Source organism: Streptomyces sp. NPDC127106 (assembly GCF_042677605.1).
Lineage (GTDB): Bacteria > Actinomycetota > Actinomycetes > Streptomycetales > Streptomycetaceae > Streptomyces.
In genome coordinates this window covers 1-17,102 of the sequence record NZ_JBHXTC010000033.1, presented here as the reverse complement: position 1 = coordinate 17,102, position 17,102 = coordinate 1, and the positions used below count along the sequence as shown (strand labels likewise).

At 71.8% G+C, this 17,102-nt stretch carries 17 protein-coding genes and 1 pseudogene; 15 read left to right on the top strand and 3 right to left on the bottom strand.

Annotation, left to right across the window (positions count from 1 at the left end; translation table 11 throughout):
- The first annotated feature begins 2 nt into the window (after positions 1–2).
- From ACFVGY_RS24770 to ACFVGY_RS24715, 12 genes are all read left to right on the top strand, one after another.
- A complete protein-coding gene (locus ACFVGY_RS24770) occupies positions 3–566 on the top strand; it encodes a GNAT family N-acetyltransferase (RefSeq protein ID WP_385680838.1) in 564 nt (187 codons plus the stop codon).
- A gap of 188 nt (positions 567–754) precedes the next feature.
- Positions 755–838 (top strand): putative leader peptide, encoded by an 84-nt coding sequence (locus ACFVGY_RS24765; RefSeq protein WP_312845914.1) that lies wholly within the window; start codon positions 755–757, stop codon positions 836–838.
- 219 nt (positions 839–1,057) lie between these two features.
- Positions 1,058–2,749 carry a nitrite/sulfite reductase gene (locus tag ACFVGY_RS24760; RefSeq protein WP_385680836.1) on the top strand — a complete coding sequence of 564 codons (1,692 nt, stop codon included), beginning with the start codon at positions 1,058–1,060 and terminating at the stop codon, positions 2,747–2,749.
- Complete coding sequence (locus tag ACFVGY_RS24755) at positions 2,746–2,925, top strand: hypothetical protein (protein ID WP_385680834.1); 180 nt, start codon at positions 2,746–2,748, stop codon at positions 2,923–2,925. The genes ACFVGY_RS24760 and ACFVGY_RS24755 overlap by 4 nt, the downstream gene beginning before the upstream one ends.
- Complete coding sequence (locus tag ACFVGY_RS24750) at positions 2,922–3,611, top strand: phosphoadenylyl-sulfate reductase (RefSeq protein WP_385680832.1); 690 nt, start codon at positions 2,922–2,924, stop codon at positions 3,609–3,611. Before ACFVGY_RS24755 ends, ACFVGY_RS24750 begins: the two co-directional genes overlap by 4 nt.
- Positions 3,612–3,634: 23 nt before the next feature.
- A complete protein-coding gene (cysC, locus tag ACFVGY_RS24745) occupies positions 3,635–4,180 on the top strand; it encodes an adenylyl-sulfate kinase (protein WP_385680830.1) in 546 nt (181 codons plus the stop codon).
- Entirely contained in the window at positions 4,177–5,121 is a 945-nt protein-coding gene (gene cysD / locus ACFVGY_RS24740; protein ID WP_385680828.1) for a sulfate adenylyltransferase subunit CysD, read from the top strand. Before cysC ends, cysD begins: the two co-directional genes overlap by 4 nt.
- A gap of 2 nt (positions 5,122–5,123) precedes the next feature.
- Positions 5,124–6,467, top strand: a complete 1,344-nt coding sequence (locus tag ACFVGY_RS24735; RefSeq protein ID WP_385680826.1) for a sulfate adenylyltransferase subunit 1 — start codon at positions 5,124–5,126, stop codon at positions 6,465–6,467.
- A gap of 221 nt (positions 6,468–6,688) precedes the next feature.
- Complete coding sequence (locus ACFVGY_RS24730; RefSeq protein WP_385680824.1) at positions 6,689–7,822, top strand: aliphatic sulfonate ABC transporter substrate-binding protein; 1,134 nt, start codon at positions 6,689–6,691, stop codon at positions 7,820–7,822.
- A gap of 33 nt (positions 7,823–7,855) precedes the next feature.
- On the top strand, positions 7,856–8,650 hold the full coding sequence (locus tag ACFVGY_RS24725) for an ABC transporter ATP-binding protein (protein WP_385680822.1): 795 nt from the start codon (positions 7,856–7,858) through the stop codon (positions 8,648–8,650).
- Positions 8,637–9,521 (top strand): ABC transporter permease, encoded by an 885-nt coding sequence (locus ACFVGY_RS24720; protein ID WP_385680820.1) that lies wholly within the window; start codon positions 8,637–8,639, stop codon positions 9,519–9,521. The genes ACFVGY_RS24725 and ACFVGY_RS24720 overlap by 14 nt, the downstream gene beginning before the upstream one ends.
- Before the next feature lie 5 nt (positions 9,522–9,526).
- Positions 9,527–10,309 carry a sirohydrochlorin chelatase gene (locus tag ACFVGY_RS24715; RefSeq protein ID WP_385680911.1) on the top strand — a complete coding sequence of 261 codons (783 nt, stop codon included), beginning with the start codon at positions 9,527–9,529 and terminating at the stop codon, positions 10,307–10,309.
- 28 nt (positions 10,310–10,337) lie between these two features.
- Here the strand turns inward: ACFVGY_RS24715 and ACFVGY_RS24710 are convergent, their stop codons facing one another.
- The gene (locus ACFVGY_RS24710; RefSeq protein ID WP_385680818.1) at positions 10,338–11,342 is read right to left on the bottom strand and encodes a ketopantoate reductase family protein; all 1,005 of its coding nucleotides are present in this window, start codon (positions 11,340–11,342) and stop codon (positions 10,338–10,340) included.
- Between the two features lie 44 nt (positions 11,343–11,386).
- Between ACFVGY_RS24710 and ACFVGY_RS24705 the strand changes: the two genes are divergently transcribed.
- Together ACFVGY_RS24705 and ACFVGY_RS24700 are read left to right on the top strand one after the other, a co-directional pair.
- Positions 11,387–12,241 (top strand): aldo/keto reductase, encoded by an 855-nt coding sequence (locus ACFVGY_RS24705; protein ID WP_385680816.1) that lies wholly within the window; start codon positions 11,387–11,389, stop codon positions 12,239–12,241.
- A 116-nt stretch (positions 12,242–12,357) separates the two neighbouring features.
- Positions 12,358–14,232, top strand: coding sequence for a DNA/RNA non-specific endonuclease (locus tag ACFVGY_RS24700; RefSeq protein ID WP_385680814.1), 1,875 nt, complete (start codon positions 12,358–12,360; stop codon positions 14,230–14,232).
- Here the strand turns inward: ACFVGY_RS24700 and ACFVGY_RS24695 are convergent.
- Both ACFVGY_RS24695 and mgt read right to left on the bottom strand, forming a co-directional pair.
- Positions 14,229–14,771 (bottom strand): DUF1697 domain-containing protein, encoded by a 543-nt coding sequence (locus tag ACFVGY_RS24695; protein WP_385680812.1) that lies wholly within the window; start codon positions 14,769–14,771, stop codon positions 14,229–14,231. The two genes, ACFVGY_RS24700 and ACFVGY_RS24695, sit on opposite strands and share 4 nt — an antisense overlap.
- Positions 14,768–15,999: pseudogene (gene mgt, locus ACFVGY_RS24690) on the bottom strand (macrolide-inactivating glycosyltransferase). Before mgt ends, ACFVGY_RS24695 begins: the two are co-directional and overlap by 4 nt.
- Positions 16,000–16,078: 79 nt before the next feature.
- Between mgt and ACFVGY_RS24685 the strand changes: the two are divergent.
- Complete coding sequence (locus ACFVGY_RS24685; RefSeq protein WP_385680810.1) at positions 16,079–16,945, top strand: phosphotransferase enzyme family protein; 867 nt, start codon at positions 16,079–16,081, stop codon at positions 16,943–16,945.
- Positions 16,946–17,102 lie beyond the last annotated feature (157 nt).

Sequence of the window (17,102 nt, the reverse complement as noted above, 5' to 3'; positions counted from 1 at the left end):
GCATGAGCACCATCACCCTGACCACCTGGTCCCTGGAAATGACCTCCTCGGAGGACCTCGCCCCGGCCGCCGTACCAGGATCCGAGATACGTGTCCAGCGGGCGGAGGTCCCCTCGCCCGAGTTCAGCCGCTTCCTCTACGCGTCGGTGGGCGGTGACATCCACTGGACGGACCGGCTGTCGCTGACCCGCGCCGAGTGGGTCGAGCACCTGGCGCGGCCCGGGGTGGAGACCTGGGTGGCGTACGACCGCGGGACGCCCGCCGGGTACATCGAGCTCGACCCGCAGGCCGACGGCGTGGTGGAGATCATGTACTTCGGGCTGCTGCCCGACTTCCGGGGCCGGCGCATCGGCGGGCACCTGCTGTCGGTGGGCGTGGCCGCGGCCTGGTCGCTGGCGGACCGCTGGGCCGAGCGCGAGCCGACGCGCCGGGTGTGGGTGCACACCTGCAGCCAGGACGGCCCGACCGCGATGGACAACTACCTCCGGCGCGGCTTCAGGGTCTTCAGGACCGAGACGGAGGAGAAGGAGGACACCCCGACCCCGGGCCCCTGGCCCGGCGCGTAGCCCCGGCTCCACGCCACGCCCGCAGCCCGTCCGCCACGCCCCCGCACGCCGCCCGGGGCCGGACCCACCGGCCCCGTGCGCCCCGTCCGTACGTGACCCCCGTCACCCTGTCTCGAAATGCGGGACTACATCGTCCACATCATGGACAGTAGTGGACTCCTCCAATCGCCGCGTGACACGCTTCGGCCATGAATGGAGCTGGAACAGCCTTGGTGAGTCGGCGGCACGTCGACCTCGGCCGCATGTCCAGCGCCATCTGTCCGGCGAGCTGACAGAACCAGCCACCGCCGCACAGCGCACCGCCCAGCGTCGTCGCGGATGCGCCGTCACCCCGCCAGTCCCCTGAGGCAGACCACCCGCCCTGACCTCCGGCACAACCGGAGCCGCGCGGCGGTCGGCCGCACCTGCTCAGCGTCAGCGACGTCACGGGGGCCGCGCCGCCGACTCCCCCCTGCCCTTGCTTTCGAGCCGCCGAAGAAGGACGTACCGCCATGGCCGCCACCCCCGAAACACCCGCCGCCGCGCGCCGCAAGCCCGGCCGTCACCGCGGCGAGGGTCAGTGGGCCGTTGGACACCACACCCCCCTCAACGGCAACGAGCAGTTCAAGAAGGACGACGACGGTCTCAATGTGCGGACACGCATTGAGACGATCTACTCCAAGACCGGATTCGACTCGATCGACCCCAACGACCTGCGCGGGCGCATGCGTTGGTGGGGCCTGTACACCCAGCGCAAGCCCGGGATCGACGGCGGCAAGACCGCGATCCTGGAGCCGGAGGAGCTGGACGACAAGTACTTCATGCTCCGCGTCCGCATCGACGGTGGCCGGCTGACCACCGAGCAGCTCCGCGTCATCGGCGAGATCTCCGAGGAGTTCGCCCGCGGGACCGCCGACCTCACCGACCGCCAGAATGTGCAGTACCACTGGATCCGCATCGAGGACGTCCCGGAGATCTGGCGCCGCCTGGAGGCCGTCGGCCTGTCGACCACCGAGGCCTGCGGTGACACGCCCCGCGTCATCCTCGGCTCGCCCGTCGCCGGCATCGCCAAGGACGAGATCATCGACGGCACGCCCGCCATCGAGGAGATCCACCGCCGCATCGTCGGCAACAAGGACTTCTCCAACCTGCCCCGCAAGTTCAAGTCCGCGGTCTCCGGCTCCCCGCTGCTGGACGTGGCGCACGAGATCAACGACGTCGCCTTCGTCGGCGTGAACCACCCCGCGCACGGCCCCGGCTTCGACGTCTGGGTCGGCGGGGGCCTGTCGACCAACCCCAAGCTCGGCGTCCGCCTGGGCACCTGGGTCTCCCTGGAGGACGTCCCGGACGTCTACGAGGGCGTCATCTCGATCTTCCGTGACTACGGCTACCGCCGCCTGCGCACCCGGGCCCGGCTGAAGTTCCTCGTCGCCGACTGGGGCGCGGCCAAGTTCCGCCAGGTCCTGGAGGACGAGTACCTGAAGCGGAAGCTCGCCGACGGCCCCGCGCCCGAGCAGCCCAGCGGCCGGTGGCGCGACCACGTGGGCGTCCACCAGCAGCAGGACGGCCGCTACTACATCGGCTTCGCCCCGCGCGTCGGGCGCGTCGACGGCGCCACCCTCACCAAGATCGCGGACATCGCCGACCGGCACGGCTCCGGCCGCCTGCGCACCACCGCCGAGCAGAAGATGATCGTGCTCGACATCGAGGAGGCGCAGGTCGACTCGGCCGTGGCCGCCCTGGAGGCGCTGGACCTGCGGGTCAAGCCCTCCCCGTTCCGCCGCGGCACCATGGCCTGCACCGGCATCGAGTTCTGCAAGCTGGCCATCGTCGAGACCAAGGCGCGGGGCGCCTCGCTCATCGACGAACTGGAGCGCCGCCTGCCGGACTTCACCGAGCCGCTCACCATCAACATCAACGGCTGCCCGAACGCCTGCGCCCGTATCCAGGTGGCGGACATCGGTCTCAAGGGCCAGCTGGTCCTCGACGAGGACGGCAACCAGGTCGAGGGCTACCAGGTCCACCTGGGCGGTGCGCTCGGCCTCGAGGCCGGTTTCGGCCGCAAGGTCCGCGGCCTCAAGGTCACCTCGGCCGAACTGCCCGACTACGTCGAGCGGGTCGTCCAGCGCTTCGAGGCGGAGCGCGAGGACGGCGAGCGGTTCGCCCAGTGGGTGGGCCGGGCGTCGGAGGAGGCCCTGTCATGAGCGAGCGCGCAGCCCCGTTCCACTGCCCGTACTGCGGCGACGAGGACCTGTTCCCGAACGAGCAGGGCCACGGGGCCTGGGAGTGCCGGTCCTGCAACCGGGCCTTCCAGCTGAAGTACCTGGGACTGCTGGCCCGCGGTCTGCGGCCCGGGACCGCCGGAGGGGAGGACATATGACCACCACGACGCTCAAGGAGCTGGCCGAGCAGGCCGGCCGCGACCTGGAGGACGCCCCCGCCCTGGAGATCCTCTCCTGGGCGGCGCGGACCTTCGGCGCGCGGTTCTGCGTGACCTCCTCCATGGAGGACGCGGTCGTCGCCCACCTGGCGTCCCGCGCGTTCCCCGGGGTGGACGTCGTCTTCCTCGACACGGGCTACCACTTCGAGGAGACCATCGGCACCCGCGACGCGGTCGAGGCCGTGATGGACGTCAACGTCATCACCCTCACCCCCCGCCGGACGGTGGCCGAGCAGGACGCCGAACACGGCCCCCGGCTCCACGACCGCAACCCCGACCTGTGCTGCGCCCTGCGCAAGGTCGAGCCCCTGGAAGAGGGCCTGACCGGGTACGACGCCTGGGCGACCGGGCTGCGCCGCGACGAGTCCCCGACGCGGGCGAACACCCCGGTGGTCGGCTGGGACGAGAAGCGGCAGAAGGTCAAGGTCTCGCCGATCGCCCGTTGGACCCAGGACGACGTCGACGCCTACGTAGCGGAGCACGGCGTCCTGACCAACCCGCTGCTGATGGACGGCTACGCCTCGGTCGGCTGCGCCCCGTGCACCCGCCGGGTGGCCGAGGGCGAGGACGCCCGGGCCGGCCGCTGGGCGGGCCGGGCGAAGACCGAGTGCGGACTGCACGGCTGATGACGGAACCTACGGAGAAGCAGATGAGCGTGACGGACCGGGGAGCCACGGTGTGGCTGACGGGTCTGCCGAGCGCGGGCAAGACGACGATCGCCCACGCGCTGGCCGAGCGGCTACGCCGGGAGGGCCACCGGGTGGAGGTCCTCGACGGCGACGAGATCCGCGAGTTCCTCTCGGCGGGTCTGGGCTTCACCCGCGTGGACCGGCACACCAACGTGCAGCGGATCGGCTTCGTCGCCGAACTCCTCGCCAGCAACGGCGTCAAGGCGCTGGTCCCGGTGATCGCGCCGTACGCCGACAGCCGCGGGGCCGTCGCGAAGCGGCACGCCACCGCCGGCACCACGTACCTGGAGGTGCACGTGGCCACCCCGGTCGAGGTGTGCTCCGTCCGCGATGTCAAGGGCCTGTACGCCAAGCAGGCGGCGGGCGAGATCTCCGGTCTGACCGGCGTCGACGACCCGTACGAGGCCCCGGCCGCGCCGGACCTGCGCATCGAGTCGCACACCCAGACCGTCCAGGAGTCCGCGGCGTCCCTGTTCACGCTGCTCACCGAGAAGGGGCTGGCATGACCACCGCCGCGCACCTGCACAACGACGCCGCCGACGCGGACGCGCCGTACGCCCTGTCGCACCTGGACTCCCTGGAGTCCGAGGCGGTGCACATCTTCCGCGAGGTGGCGGGCGAGTTCGAAAAGCCGGTGATCCTGTTCTCCGGTGGCAAGGACTCCATCGTCATGCTGCACCTGGCGCTGAAGGCGTTCGCCCCGGCGCCGGTGCCGTTCGCGCTGCTGCACGTGGACACCGGGCACAACTTCCCCGAGGTCATCGATTACCGCGACCGCACGGCCGCCGAGCACGGCCTGCGGCTGCACGTGGCCTCCGTCCAGGAGTACATCGATGCCGGCACGCTGCGCGAGCGCCCCGACGGCACCCGCAACCCGCTGCAGACGGTCCCGCTGACCGAGGCGATCCACGACCACCGCTTCGACGCGGTGTTCGGCGGCGGCCGCCGCGACGAGGAGAAGGCCCGCGCCAAGGAGCGGGTGTTCTCGTTGCGTGACGAGTTCTCCCAGTGGGACCCGCGCCGCCAGCGCCCGGAGCTGTGGCAGCTCTACAACGGCCGGCACGCGCCCGGCGAGCACGTCCGTGTCTTCCCGCTGTCCAACTGGACCGAGCTGGACGTGTGGCAGTACATCGCCCGCGAGAACATCGCCCTGCCGGAGATCTACTTCGCCCACGAGCGCGAGGTGTTCGCCCGTAACGGCATGTGGCTCACCGCCGGCGACTGGGGCGGCCCCAAGGACGGCGAGACGGTCGAGAAGCGGCTGATCCGCTACCGCACCGTCGGCGACATGTCCTGCACCGGCGCCGTCGACTCCGACGCCACCACGCTCGACGCGGTGATCGCCGAGATCGCCGTCTCCCGCCTCACCGAGCGGGGCGCCACCCGCGCCGACGACAAGCTGTCCGAGGCCGCGATGGAAGACCGCAAGCGCGAAGGGTACTTCTAGCCATGTCCAGCACCACCGAGCAGCTGAGCGCGACGACGCTGCTGCGCTTCGCCACCGCGGGCTCCGTCGACGACGGCAAGTCCACCCTGGTGGGCCGCCTGCTGCACGACTCGAAATCGGTCCTGGAAGACCAACTGGAGGCCGTGGAGCGGGTGTCCGCCGACCGCGGGCACAACGCCCCGGACCTGGCACTGCTCACCGACGGCCTGCGGGCCGAGCGCGAGCAGGGCATCACCATCGACGTGGCCTACCGCTACTTCGCCACCGCCCGCCGCCGGTTCATCCTCGCCGACACCCCCGGGCACGTGCAGTACACCCGGAACATGGTCACCGGCGCCTCCACCGCCGAACTGGCCGTGGTCCTGGTCGACGCCCGCAACGGCGTCGTCGAGCAGACCCGCCGGCACGCCGCCGTCGCGGCCCTGCTACGCGTCCCGCACGTGGTCCTCGCCGTCAACAAGATGGACCTCGTCGGATACGAGGAAGCCGTCTTCGCAGCGATCGCCAAGGAGTTCACCGAGTACGCCTCCGAGCTCGGCGTCCCGGAAATCACCGCGATCCCGATTTCCGCGCTCGCCGGCGACAACGTCGTCGAGCCCAGCGCCCACATGGACTGGTACGGCGGCCCGACCGTGCTGGAACACCTGGAGACCGTCCCGGTCAGCCACGACCTGGCCACCTGCCCGGCACGCTTCCCGGTGCAGTACGTGATCCGCCCCCAGACCGCCGAACACCCCGACTACCGGGGCTACGCCGGCCAGATCGCCTCCGGCGTGCTGCGCGTCGGCGAGCCCGTGACCGTCCTACCGTCGGGCCGCACCTCGATCATCGAGGGCATCGACGCGCTCGGCACGAGCGTCGACATCGCCTGGGCCCCCCAGTCGGTGACGCTCCGCCTGAAGGACGACATCGACATCTCCCGCGGCGACCTGATCGCCCCGACCACCTCCGTCCCCCCCACCACCCAGGACGTCGTCGCGACCGTCTGCCACGTCGCCGACCAGCCCCTGACCGTCGGCGCGCGGGTCCTGCTGAAGCACACCACCCGCACCGTCAAAGCGATCGTCAAGGAGATCCCGTCCCGCCTGACGCTGGACGACCTCTCCCAGCACCCCACCCCCGGACAACTGGTGGCCAACGACATCGGCCGGGTCATCGTACGCACCGCCGAGCCCCTCGCCCTCGACACCTACGCCGACTCCCGCCGCACCGGATCGTTCCTGCTCATCGACCCGACCGACGGCACCACCCTCGCGGCGGGCATGGCCGGCGAGGCCTTCTCCGCCAAGGCCGGTGTCGGCGCCGACGCCGACGCCGCACAGGACACCGAAGGGTGGGACTTCTAAGCCATGCCCGCCGACGTCTTTTCGACCTTCGCCAAGGAGGGCGGCCGCGTGGGCAGCGGTCTCCTCGGCAGCGGCCAGGGAGGAGTGGCGCGATGTGCGCGATGACGTACGCGCACCGCCTGCGCGCCCTCACCCCCCACGAGTACCGCGAGCTCGATCCGACCCTGCTCCACAAGCGAAGACGTGCGTCATGAGACGACGTCACGAGAGGAAGCCCTCCCGTGCCTGCCACCACCCGGACCACCACCCGTAAGACCCTGCGCAAGGGCCTCGCCGCCGCGGCCGCCCTCCCGCTCCTGATCGGCGCACTCGCCTCGTGCGGCTACGGCTCCCAGGCCGAGAAGACCGACGACACGAAGGCCGGTGCCGCGGCCGACGCCGGCAAGGCGCTGTCGGCCTCCGAGGTCCGCATCGGCTACTTCCCGAACCTGACGCACGCCACCGCCCTGGTCGGCCTCCAGGAGGGCCTGATCGCCAAGGAGCTCGGCGGCACCAAGATCAAGCCGCAGGCGTTCAACGCCGGCCCGTCCGAGATCGAGGCCCTCAACGGCGGCTCCCTCGACATCGGCTTCATCGGCCCCTCGCCGTCGATCAACGGCTACGTCAAGTCCAAGGGGTCCAACCTGCGGATCGTCTCCGGCTCCGCCTCCGGCGGCGTGAAGCTCGTCGTGAACCCGGACAAGATCAAAACCCTGGACGACCTCAAGGGCAAGAAGATCGCCACCCCGCAGAAGGGGAACACCCAGGACGTCGCCTTCCTCAACTGGATCGCCGACAAGGGCTGGAAGGTCGACCCGGAATCCGGCAAGGGTGACGTCTCCGTCGTCCGCACCGACAACAAGGTGACCCCGGACGCCTTCAAGCAGGGTTCCATCGACGGCGCCTGGGTGCCCGAGCCGACCGCTTCCAAGCTGGTCTCGGACGGCGCCGCGGTCCTTCTCGACGAGACCGACCTCTGGCCCGACAAGAAGTTCGTGATCACGAACATCATCGTGTCGCAGAAGTTCCTCAAGGAGCACCCGGACGTCGTCGAAGCCGTCCTCCGCGGCACCGTGAAGACCAACGAGTGGATCACCGCCAACCCGGACAAGGCCAAGGCCTCCGCAAACGCGGCCCTGAAGGCCGAGACCGGCAAGGAGCTCGACGCGAAGGTCATCGACCCCGCCTGGAAGAGCATCCTCGTCACCGACGACCCGCTGGCCTCCACCCTGAAGGCGCAGGCCGACTACGCGGTGAAGGCCAAGCTCATCGAGCAGCCCGACCTGGCCGGCATCTACGACCTGACGCTCCTGAACAAGGTGCTCAAGGCCGCCGGCAAGCCCGAGGTCTCCGACGCCGGTCTCGGCACCAAGTAAATCCGCACGAACAACCCCCAGGAGGTGACGACCATGGCCACCCTGCTTGCCAAGGCCGCCGAGGGCGCCGTGGCCGCGGCTGCCCCCGCCGCCAGGATCGAGCACGTCTCGAAGTCCTTCTCCGGCCCGGCCGGATCGCAGCTCGTCCTGGACGACATCAGCCTCGATGTCGCGCCGGGCGAATTCGTCACCATCCTGGGGGCTTCCGGGTGTGGCAAGTCCACGCTGCTGAACCTGGTCGCCGGCCTGGACGAGCCGTCCGTGGGGTCGATCTCGACCCCCGGCGGCCGCCCGGCGCTGATGTTCCAGGAGCACGCCCTGTTCCCGTGGCTGACCGCGGGCAAGAACATCGAACTCGCCCTGCGGCTGCGCGGGGTACCCAAGTCCGACCGCAAGCCGGAGGCCGAGCGGCTGCTGGAACTGGTCCGGCTCGGCGGCGCGTACGGCAAGCGCGTCCACGAGCTGTCCGGCGGCATGCGCCAGCGCGTCGCCCTGGCCCGCGCCCTCGCCCAGGACAGCCGGCTGCTGCTGATGGACGAGCCGTTCGCGGCCCTCGACGCCATCACCCGCGACGTCCTGCACGGCGAGCTCACCCGCATCTGGGAAGAGACCAGCGTGTCGGTCCTGTTCGTCACGCACAACGTGCGCGAGGCCGTACGCCTCGCCCAACGCGTGGTCCTGCTCTCCTCCCGGCCCGGCCGGGTCGCGAAGGAATGGACCGTCGACATCCCGCAGCCGCGCCGCATCGAGGACCCGGACGTCGCGGAGCTGTCCCTCGAGATCACCGAACACCTGCGTGGGGAGATCCGCCGCCATGGCCAGCACTGAAACGAAGGCGAAGACGGACGACCTCGCGGGCCTGGAAGCCGGCCTCGACGCGCTCGACGCCGTCGAGGTCCGCCGCACCCCGGTCAAGGAGGTCCTCCTCAAGAAGGTCCTCCCACCGGTCCTCGCGGTCTCCCTGGTCCTGGCCGTCTGGCAGGTCCTCGTCTCGGCGGGGGTCACCGAGGAGAGCAAGCTGCCGCCGCTGTCCGCGGTGTGGGACAGCCTGGCCGAGATGTGGCTCAAGGGCACCCTGTTCGAGGTCGTCTGGACCTCCGTCTCGCGCGGCATGCTCGGCTTCCTGCTCGCCCTCGCCATCGGCACCCCGCTCGGCCTGCTGGTCGCCCGGGTCACGTTCGTGCGCGCCGCGATCGGGCCGATCCTGTCGGGCCTGCAGGCCCTGCCATCGGTGGCCTGGGTCCCGCCCGCCGTCCTCTGGTTCGGGCTCAACGACGCCATGATGTTCACGGTGATCCTGCTGGGCGCCGTCCCCTCCATCGCCAACGGCCTCGTCTCCGGCATCGACCAGGTCCCGCCGCTGTTCCTGCGGGCCGGCCGGACGCTGGGCGCGACGGGGGTCAAGGGCGTCCGGCACGTGGTCCTGCCGGCCGCGCTGCCCGGCTACCTGGCCGGCCTGAAGCAGGGCTGGGCGTTCTCCTGGCGCTCCCTGATGGCCGCCGAGATCATCGCCTCCTCCCCCGACCTCGGCCTGGGCCTGGGCCAGCTGCTGGAGAACGGCCGCAACAACATCGACCTTCCCGGGGTGTTCCTCGCGATCATCCTGATCCTCGTCGTCGGCATCGCCATCGACCTGCTGATCTTCAGCCCGGTCGAGCGGTGGGTGCTGCGCAGCCGCGGCCTGCTGGCCCGGAGCTGATCGCCGTGGTCCCCGCCCCCGCCCCCGTCCTCCTCGTCATCGCCCACGGCAGCCGCGACCCGCGGCACGCGGCGACCGTCCACGCCCTCACCCGGCGGGTGCGGGCGCTGCGGCCGGGGCTGCGCGTGGAGACGGCCTTCCTGGACTTCAACGCCCCCCGGGTCGAGCAGGTGCTGTCCGCGCTGCACGCCGACCGCGTGCACGACGTGGTCGCACTGCCGCTGCTGCTCACCCGCGCCTTCCACGCGAAGGCGGACATCCCCGCGGCGCTCGCGGAGGCCCTGGTCCGGCTGCCGGACCTCACGGTCCGCGTCGCCGACGTACTGGGCCCCTCTCCGCTGCTGACGGCAGCGCTGGAGCTCCGGCTGCAGGAGGCGGGGATCACCCCGGCGGACCGCGCCACCACCGGTGTGGTGCTCGCGTCCGCCGGCTCATCGGACCCGGAGGCGATCGCAGTGATCGCTGAAACCGCGCGGGAGTGGCGGCACACCGGTTGGTGCGCCGTGCGGCCTGCGTTCGCCTCCGCCGCTCTGCCCCGGACGGAGGACGCCGTACGGGCCCTGCGGGCCGAGGGCGTCCGGCGCGTCGCCGTGGCGCCGTACGTCATCGCCCCGGGACGGCTGCCGGACCGGATCGTCGACGGGGCGCGGGAGGCCGGCGCAGATGTGGTGGCCGGCGTTCTCGGCGCCGCCCCGCAGTTGGCCCGTCTGCTGCTGCGCCGGTACGAGGCCGCCGCCGCGGTCCCGGCCGGGGTCCGGCACCTCGGGCCCGCGGCCCTCTCGGCCTGACCGGCCGCCCCGCCCGGCGGCAGGGCGGCTAGTGGGGGCGGGCGGCGGCCTCGTCGGCGAGGGCGGTGAGGTCCGCGATGGACATCGAGCCCGGCGCGATGCCCTCGCGGGCGAAGATGTTCGCCGCGTGCCGCAGCACCTCGTTGACCGGGGTCGGCACCCCGTGCAGCCGCCCCAGCAGGCACACCTCCCCGTTGAGGTAGTCCGCCTCGATCGACCCGGTCCCCCGTTGCAGGCTCTGCCAGGACGACCCGCCCCGCAGCACCGGCGGCTGCACGGCACGCCCGTCCCAGGCCGCGGCCTCCTCCGCCTCCGACGCGTAGGCGATGCCCGCCGCCGCGAAGGCGGCCGCGCCCTCGCGGCGGGCCCGCCGGTGCAGCGCCGCCTTGGCCGGGTCGGGCTCGGGCCCGGTGGTGGCCTGGATCGCGTTGCCGAGGTTGCCGAGCAGCTTCGCGTGCTTCCACCGCATCACGTCCTCGACCACGGGGGCGTCGAAGCCGGCCTCCTCCAGGTCGGCGGCGATCCGCCGGGCCCGCCCGTCCGCGCCGCCGACGGCGAGGCCGATGTGCAGGATGCCGGTCCGGGGCGTGCCGAGGGCGCTCACCGCACCCGGCTCCAGGAACGTGGCCGGCAGCCACACGCAGACCCCGTACACCCGTGCGAAGCGGCGGAGGGCGAGGCGCTCGCTCTCGACGCCGTTCTGCGCGCACAGCACGGGAAGCCGCTGGGCCGCCGTCCCGCCGCCGGCCACTTCCGCGGCGCCCCACAGGTCGAGCGCGGCGATGGCGTCCTGGGTCTTCACGGCCAGCAGCAGGACGTCGTCCGGTCGGAGTTCGCCGAGCTCCGCCGGGTCCTGCGCGACGGGCAGCCGGTGCACCCGGGTCCCCTCGGCGGTGGTGAGGCGCAGCCCGTCGGCCCGCAGGGCCCGGGCGTGTGCGCCCCGCGCGGCGAGGACGACCTCCAGGCCTGCTTCGGCGAGCCGTCCGCCGATGGTCGCGCCGATCGCTCCGGCGCCGATGATGATGTAGCGCATGTGCGGAGCCTGGCACATCCGGCGGCCTGCGTTACCGTCGGGGCATGGTGGACTACGTGTTCCGGCTCGGCGGCGACCTTCCCCTGCGGCGGCTCGGACTCGGCACGGGGGGTCTGGTCGGGCCCGGCTACTGGGGGCCGCGCGGGAGTCGGGCCGAGGCCCGGGCCCTGCTCCGCACGGCCGTCGAGCGGGGTGTCACCCTCATCGACACGGCCGACAACTACGGCCCGCACCTGGCCGAGGAGCTGATCGCCGAGGCCTTGTACCCGTATCGGGACCGGCTGGTCATCGCGACGAAGGGCGGGGTGGTGCGCACCGGTCCCGACCGGTGGTATCCGGCCGGCCGTCCGGAACAGTTGCGGCAGGCCTGTGAGGCGAGCCTGCGGCGCCTGCGCCTGGACAGCATCGGCCTCTACCAGCTGCACCGCATCGACCCGACGGTGCCGGTGGCCGAACAGCTCGGTGCGCTGGCCGAGTTGCAAGCCGAGGGCAAGATCTGGCACATCGGCCTGGACACCGTCACCGCGTCCGAGCTGCGGCAGGTTCTGGAGCTTGGGCTGGCCCCGATCGCGGCCGTCCAGAACCCCTTCCACCTCCTGGACCGCCGGTCGGCTCCGGTGCTGGAGCTGTGCGAGGAACGCGGGATCGCCTTCCTGCCCTACCGCCCGCTGGGCGACGGCTCCCTGACCCGGGAGAGCGCGGCCGCGCTGACCGCCGTCGCCGCCGAGCACGGGGCCAGCACGGGCCAGGTCGCGCTGGCGTGGCTGCTGCACCGGTCGCCGGTGCTGTGCCCGACGCCGGGCACCGGTTCGCCCGCCCATCTGGCCGAAAACCTTGACGCGGCAACCATCCGTCTCACGTCTCGGGAACGCGAAGTCCTCGACGCGCTCGCCCCGTAGGGCGGCCGTACGCTGGAAGTGCACGCACGGAGCGGGGAGCCCCTGCCGGTGTGTCACCGCGGGGCGATCCGGCGGGCATCCCACACCCGGAACTCCCTGTCCGAAGGGAGCCTTCGATGGCTGCCACGAAGCGCACGTCCGCCCGGCCGAAGCCCTCGGCGAAGGAGCAGGACGAACTGATCAGCTCGCTCAAGCACTTCATCCGCACGCGGGGGTCGAGTTATCTCAGCGACCCGAACGTGTCCTCGATCGGCATCGGCTACAAGGAGAAGAACGGCAAACGGAGCAAGGAGCTGGCCCTGCAGTTCACGGTCGACCGGAAGGTCGAGCCGGAGGGCCTCGGTCTTCTGGACAGTGCGGAGATACCCGCGTTCATCGACGTCGACGGGGTCAGGGTGCCGACGGACATCGTGCAGCGCAGCTACGCACCGCACTTCCTCGTAGTGGCCGAGGGGGAGACCCCTGACCGGCAGCGGCGCATCGACCCCGTGCGACCCGGGGTGAGCGTCAGCAACGTCAACCTCAGCGCGGGCACCTTGGGCTGCGTCGTCTTCGACCGGAACGACGGCTCGACCTGCTTCCTGAGCAACTGGCACGTCCTCAACGGCCTCACGGGGGTGCGGGGCGACCACGTCGTGCAGCCGGGCACCAAGGACGACAGTCGTACCGCCCTCAACCATCTGGGCCGGCTGGTGCGCGCCCATCTGGGTGTCGCCGGCGACTGCGCCGTGTCGACGGTCACGGACCGCGACTGCGATCCGAGCATCCTCGACCTCGACGTGACCCCGGCCAGACTGGGCGAGCCGCAGATCGACGACAAGGTCGTCAAGTGCGGCCGCACGACGGGCGTCACGCACGGTGTGGTGACCCGCCCCTTCGCCAAGGTGCGCATCGACTACGGCACGGGCGTGGGCATCAAGGAGATCGAGTGCTTCGAGATAGGCCCGGATCCCGGCAACCCGGCGACCGACGGCGAGATCAGCAAGCGGGGCGACTCGGGGGCGGCGTGGATGTTCAAGACGCGCGCCGGACGGCCGAGCGACGTGCTCGCGGGACTGCACTTCGGCGGCGAGTCCGAGGCCGACACCGAGGAGCGGGCGCTGGCCTGCTTCCCCCGGGCGGTCTTCGACGAGCTGAAGATCACCCTGCAGCGCCCGGCTCCGGAGGTGGAGCCCGCCCCCGGCTACGACCCGGCCTTCCTCCCGGTGGCGATAGCGCCCCCGAAGCTGAACCCGTCCGTCAAGGACGACGCCGTCCGGCTCGGCGGGTCCGAGGTCATCCCCTACACCCACTTCTCGCTGGCGCTGAGTTCGAGCCGCCGGTTCGCGTTCTGGGTGGCCTGGAACATCGACGGCGGCAACCTGAAGAAGCTCGACCGCAGGGGCATCAGGTTCAAGACCGACCCGCGCCTGCCGCTGTCGGCGCAGGTCGACAACGACCTGTACAAGGGCGGTGCGCAGAACCGGCTCGACCGGGGGCACGTCGCGCGCCGCGCCGATCTGCTGTGGGGGCCGCTGGCCGAGGCGCAGAAGGCCAACCGGGAATCGTTCTTCTACACCAACATCACGCCGCAGATGGACGACTTCAACCAGAGCGCCCGCAACGGGATATGGGGGCACCTCGAGGACGCGGTGTTCGAGGAGGTCGAGGTCGACGGGCTGCGGGTGAGCGTGTTCGGCGGGCCGGTCTTCCAGGAGGACGACCGCCTCTTCCGGGGCGTACAGATACCGCGCGAGTTCTGGAAGGTGCTGGTCTTCTCCGAGCACGACACCCTGAAGTGCAAGGCGTTCCTGCTGACGCAGAACCTGGTGCTGACCGAGGCGCTGGACCTGGACGAGTTCCGCGTGTTCCAGGTCAAGCTCACCGAGGTCCAGGCGCGCACCCACATCCGGTTCGCCACGGCGATGGCCGACGCGGACACCCTGGCCGTCCCCCGGGCCGTGGAGGACCGGGCCCCGCTGGAGCGCCTGTCCGACATCGACTGGAGCTAGCGGGTCATCTCGACGAGCTTCACCACCGTGTTCCAGTTCCGGGTGGTGGCGTTGATGCCCTTGAACACCGCCGGCCGGAACAGGGCCTCGGCCAGCTTGGACCGGCCCAGCCCCTCGGGCGCGTACAGGTAGACGACCCGCTCCCCCACGGCGAACTCCTCCGGCAGGAAGGCCTCCCGGTCGATCGCGGCGAACCGCCCCTCATCGGGCTGCTCCGAGAGGAAGGTGGCGTGCAGCTGCTTCCCCTCCAGCTCCTCGGCGGGATAGGGGCAGGCCTCCTGCACGGCCCGCAAACGGGCCCCGTCGACCACGAGACAGGCCGCGGAGAACCCGAACCGCTCCTCGATGCCCCGCTCGATCTCCGCGGCCAGCACGCCCTCGTCGGCATCCCGGCAGCCGAACACGGCGTTGCCGCTCTGCACGTAGGTCCGCACGTCCTCGTACCCGAGGCCTTCGAGCACCTCGCGCAGCTCGGCCATCGGAACCTTCTTCTTCCCGCCGACGTTGATGCCGCGCAGCAGGGCCGCGTATGTGGTCATGCCCGAACCATAGCTTCGACGAGGTCGGCGGCCCGCTGCGTACCGCCCTCCCCCGCCATCTCCGCCCGGATCTCCGCGGCCCGCCGGGCGACCTCGGGGTCGGCGACGAGGGCCTCGACGGCCTCCCGCAGCGTACGGGCGTCCGCCTCCTCCATGGGGACGTGCCGGGCGACTCCCAGCGCCTGCAACACGTCGGCGTTCCCGAACTGGTCGACGGCCTGCGGTACGGCGACCATCGGCGTGGCGGTGGCCAGCCCCTCCTGGCTGCCACCGGCCCCGGCGTGCGTGATGAAGGCATCGGCCTTGCGCAGTACGTCCAGCTGCGGGACCCACCGGTGCACCTCCACGTTGTCCGGGACGTCGCCCAGCTCCGCCACGTCCGTGAACCGGCCGATCTGGAGGACGACGTGCCAGCCGGGCACTCCCCCGAAGGCCTCGATGCACGCCCGGTAGAAGGCGGGCTGCTTGGTGAAGCTCGACCCGAGCGACACGAGCAGCACCTTGTCCGCCCCGGCCGGCCGCTCCCACGTCCCCTGGGCGCCCCGGTCTCCCTGGCAGGCGCCGACGAAGGTGTGGACGGCCGGGTCGACCCGGTCGGCGTGCGGCTGCAGGGCGCGCGGGATCAGCACGATGCTGCGCCGCGGGCGGCCGACGAACGGGTCGGGGTGCTCGTCGATCCCGTTCTCGGCGAGCCAGGCCGAGAACCGGGCGTAGTACGCGCGCCCGCGCTCGGAGGCGCGCAGCTCGGCCGTCATCGGTGCGGCGACCTCTTCCTCGTAGCCCTCCCAGGCCACGAGGTTCGGCGACAGCGACACCGCGGGCACCCCCCACCGGTGGGCCAGTACGCGCGCCGGGTAGGAGGTGATGTCGTGCAGGACGAGATCGGGCTCGTCCCCTTCGAAGGCGGCGGCGAGCTGCGGAAGGGCCTGCACGGCGTCGTGGAGGAAGGGCTCGAGGTGGTCGATGAGCTCGGTGCCCCAGGCCTCGGGGTCGTCGTCGGTCGGCAGGGTCGAGTTCCAGATCACCGGGGTGGCGCCGGTCTCGGCCACCTTGTCGGCGAAGGAGGCCGGGATGGCGTAGCTGACCCGGTGCCCGCGGGCGACGAGCTCGCGGATCACCTCGATGCTGGGGTTCACGTGCCCGTGGGCGGCGATGGAGAACATGGCGATGTGTGCGGGCTTGGCTGAGGTCATGCGATCACCATAGCGAGACGAGACGTCTCGTACAATTCATTTACGGTCGGACGGGGCGGTGCGAGACTGACCGGACTCACGAAGATCCGGAGCCGAGAGGGAGCGCGAGCGCGTATGGACGAGGGACGGGCCAGGCAGGTGCTGGCGGCCGCGGGCTTCGGTCCGGCTGCCGGAGGAGCGGCGGGTGAACTGCTCTCCCTGGGCGAGAACGCGGTGTTCGGCGTCGGCGCCCTCGTCGTCAAGGTCGGCCGGGAGGCGGACCTGCTGGAGCGGGCCGGGCGGGAACTCGCCGTGGCGCTCTGGCTGGAGGAGGCCGGGATCCCGGCGGTGCGGGCCGCGGAGCCGGAGCCGCGGCTGGTGGACGGGCACCCGGTGACGGTGTGGCACCGGCTGCCGGGCGCGGTCCGGCCGGCCGGACCGGAGGACCTGGCGGTCCTGCTGCGCCGCATCCACGCCCTGCCGGCGCCACCGTTCGACCTGCCCGCCCGCGACCTGCTGGGCGGGGTCGAGCGGTGGCTGCGGCTGGCCGGCGACGCCGTCGACCCGGCGGACGCCGCGTACCTGCGGGCCCGGCGCGACGGCTACGCCGCCCAGGTCGCCGCTCTCACCCCGCACCTGACACCGGGCCCGATCCACGGCGACGCCCTCCCCCGCAACGTGCACGTCGGCCCCGACGGCCCGGTCCTGATGGACCTGGAGACCGTGTCGACGGACCTGCGGGAGCACGACCTGGTCGTCATGGCCCTGGCCCGGGACCGGTACGGCCTGCCCGCCGCGGCGTACGGGGCGTTCGCGGCCGCCTACGGGTGGGACGTGCGCGACTGGGAGGGCTGCGCCGTCCTGCGCGGTGCCCGCGAGACGGCGAGCTGCGCCTGGGTCGCCCAGCACGCCCCTACCCGTGCGCAGGCCCTCGCCGAGTTCCGGCGCCGGGTGGCGTCCCTCCGGGACGGGAACACGGAAACGCGCTGGTACGCCTTCTGACGGTGCGATGCCAAGGCTCCCTCTGCATACGGTTCACTTGACGTGCTCCCCGCCCTAAAGGACAAGGCCGTGAAGTTAAGGGCTGGTCGGTCCTGGCAAGAGGATGTTGATGCTGATGGTCGCCTTGTAGGTGCGGCGGTCGACGCGGAGGCTCTTG

What these genes read in the sequence shown, in the direction of transcription:
- ACFVGY_RS24770 (WP_385680838.1), top strand. Translation starts at nt 3, where the DNA reads ATGAGCACCATCACCCTGACCACCTGGTCCCTGGAAATGACCTCCTCG.
- ACFVGY_RS24765 (WP_312845914.1), top strand. Translation starts at nt 755, where the DNA reads ATGAATGGAGCTGGAACAGCCTTGGTGAGTCGGCGGCACGTCGACCTC.
- ACFVGY_RS24760 (WP_385680836.1), top strand. Translation starts at nt 1,058, where the DNA reads ATGGCCGCCACCCCCGAAACACCCGCCGCCGCGCGCCGCAAGCCCGGC.
- ACFVGY_RS24755 (WP_385680834.1), top strand. Translation starts at nt 2,746, where the DNA reads ATGAGCGAGCGCGCAGCCCCGTTCCACTGCCCGTACTGCGGCGACGAG.
- ACFVGY_RS24750 (WP_385680832.1), top strand. Translation starts at nt 2,922, where the DNA reads ATGACCACCACGACGCTCAAGGAGCTGGCCGAGCAGGCCGGCCGCGAC.
- cysC (WP_385680830.1), top strand. Translation starts at nt 3,635, where the DNA reads ATGAGCGTGACGGACCGGGGAGCCACGGTGTGGCTGACGGGTCTGCCG.
- cysD (WP_385680828.1), top strand. Translation starts at nt 4,177, where the DNA reads ATGACCACCGCCGCGCACCTGCACAACGACGCCGCCGACGCGGACGCG.
- ACFVGY_RS24735 (WP_385680826.1), top strand. Translation starts at nt 5,124, where the DNA reads ATGTCCAGCACCACCGAGCAGCTGAGCGCGACGACGCTGCTGCGCTTC.
- ACFVGY_RS24725 (WP_385680822.1), top strand. Translation starts at nt 7,856, where the DNA reads ATGGCCACCCTGCTTGCCAAGGCCGCCGAGGGCGCCGTGGCCGCGGCT.
- ACFVGY_RS24720 (WP_385680820.1), top strand. Translation starts at nt 8,637, where the DNA reads ATGGCCAGCACTGAAACGAAGGCGAAGACGGACGACCTCGCGGGCCTG.
- ACFVGY_RS24710 (WP_385680818.1), bottom strand. Translation starts at nt 11,342, where the DNA reads ATGCGCTACATCATCATCGGCGCCGGAGCGATCGGCGCGACCATCGGC.
- ACFVGY_RS24705 (WP_385680816.1), top strand. Translation starts at nt 11,387, where the DNA reads ATGGTGGACTACGTGTTCCGGCTCGGCGGCGACCTTCCCCTGCGGCGG.
- ACFVGY_RS24700 (WP_385680814.1), top strand. Translation starts at nt 12,358, where the DNA reads ATGGCTGCCACGAAGCGCACGTCCGCCCGGCCGAAGCCCTCGGCGAAG.
- ACFVGY_RS24695 (WP_385680812.1), bottom strand. Translation starts at nt 14,771, where the DNA reads ATGACCACATACGCGGCCCTGCTGCGCGGCATCAACGTCGGCGGGAAG.
- ACFVGY_RS24685 (WP_385680810.1), top strand. Translation starts at nt 16,079, where the DNA reads ATGGACGAGGGACGGGCCAGGCAGGTGCTGGCGGCCGCGGGCTTCGGT.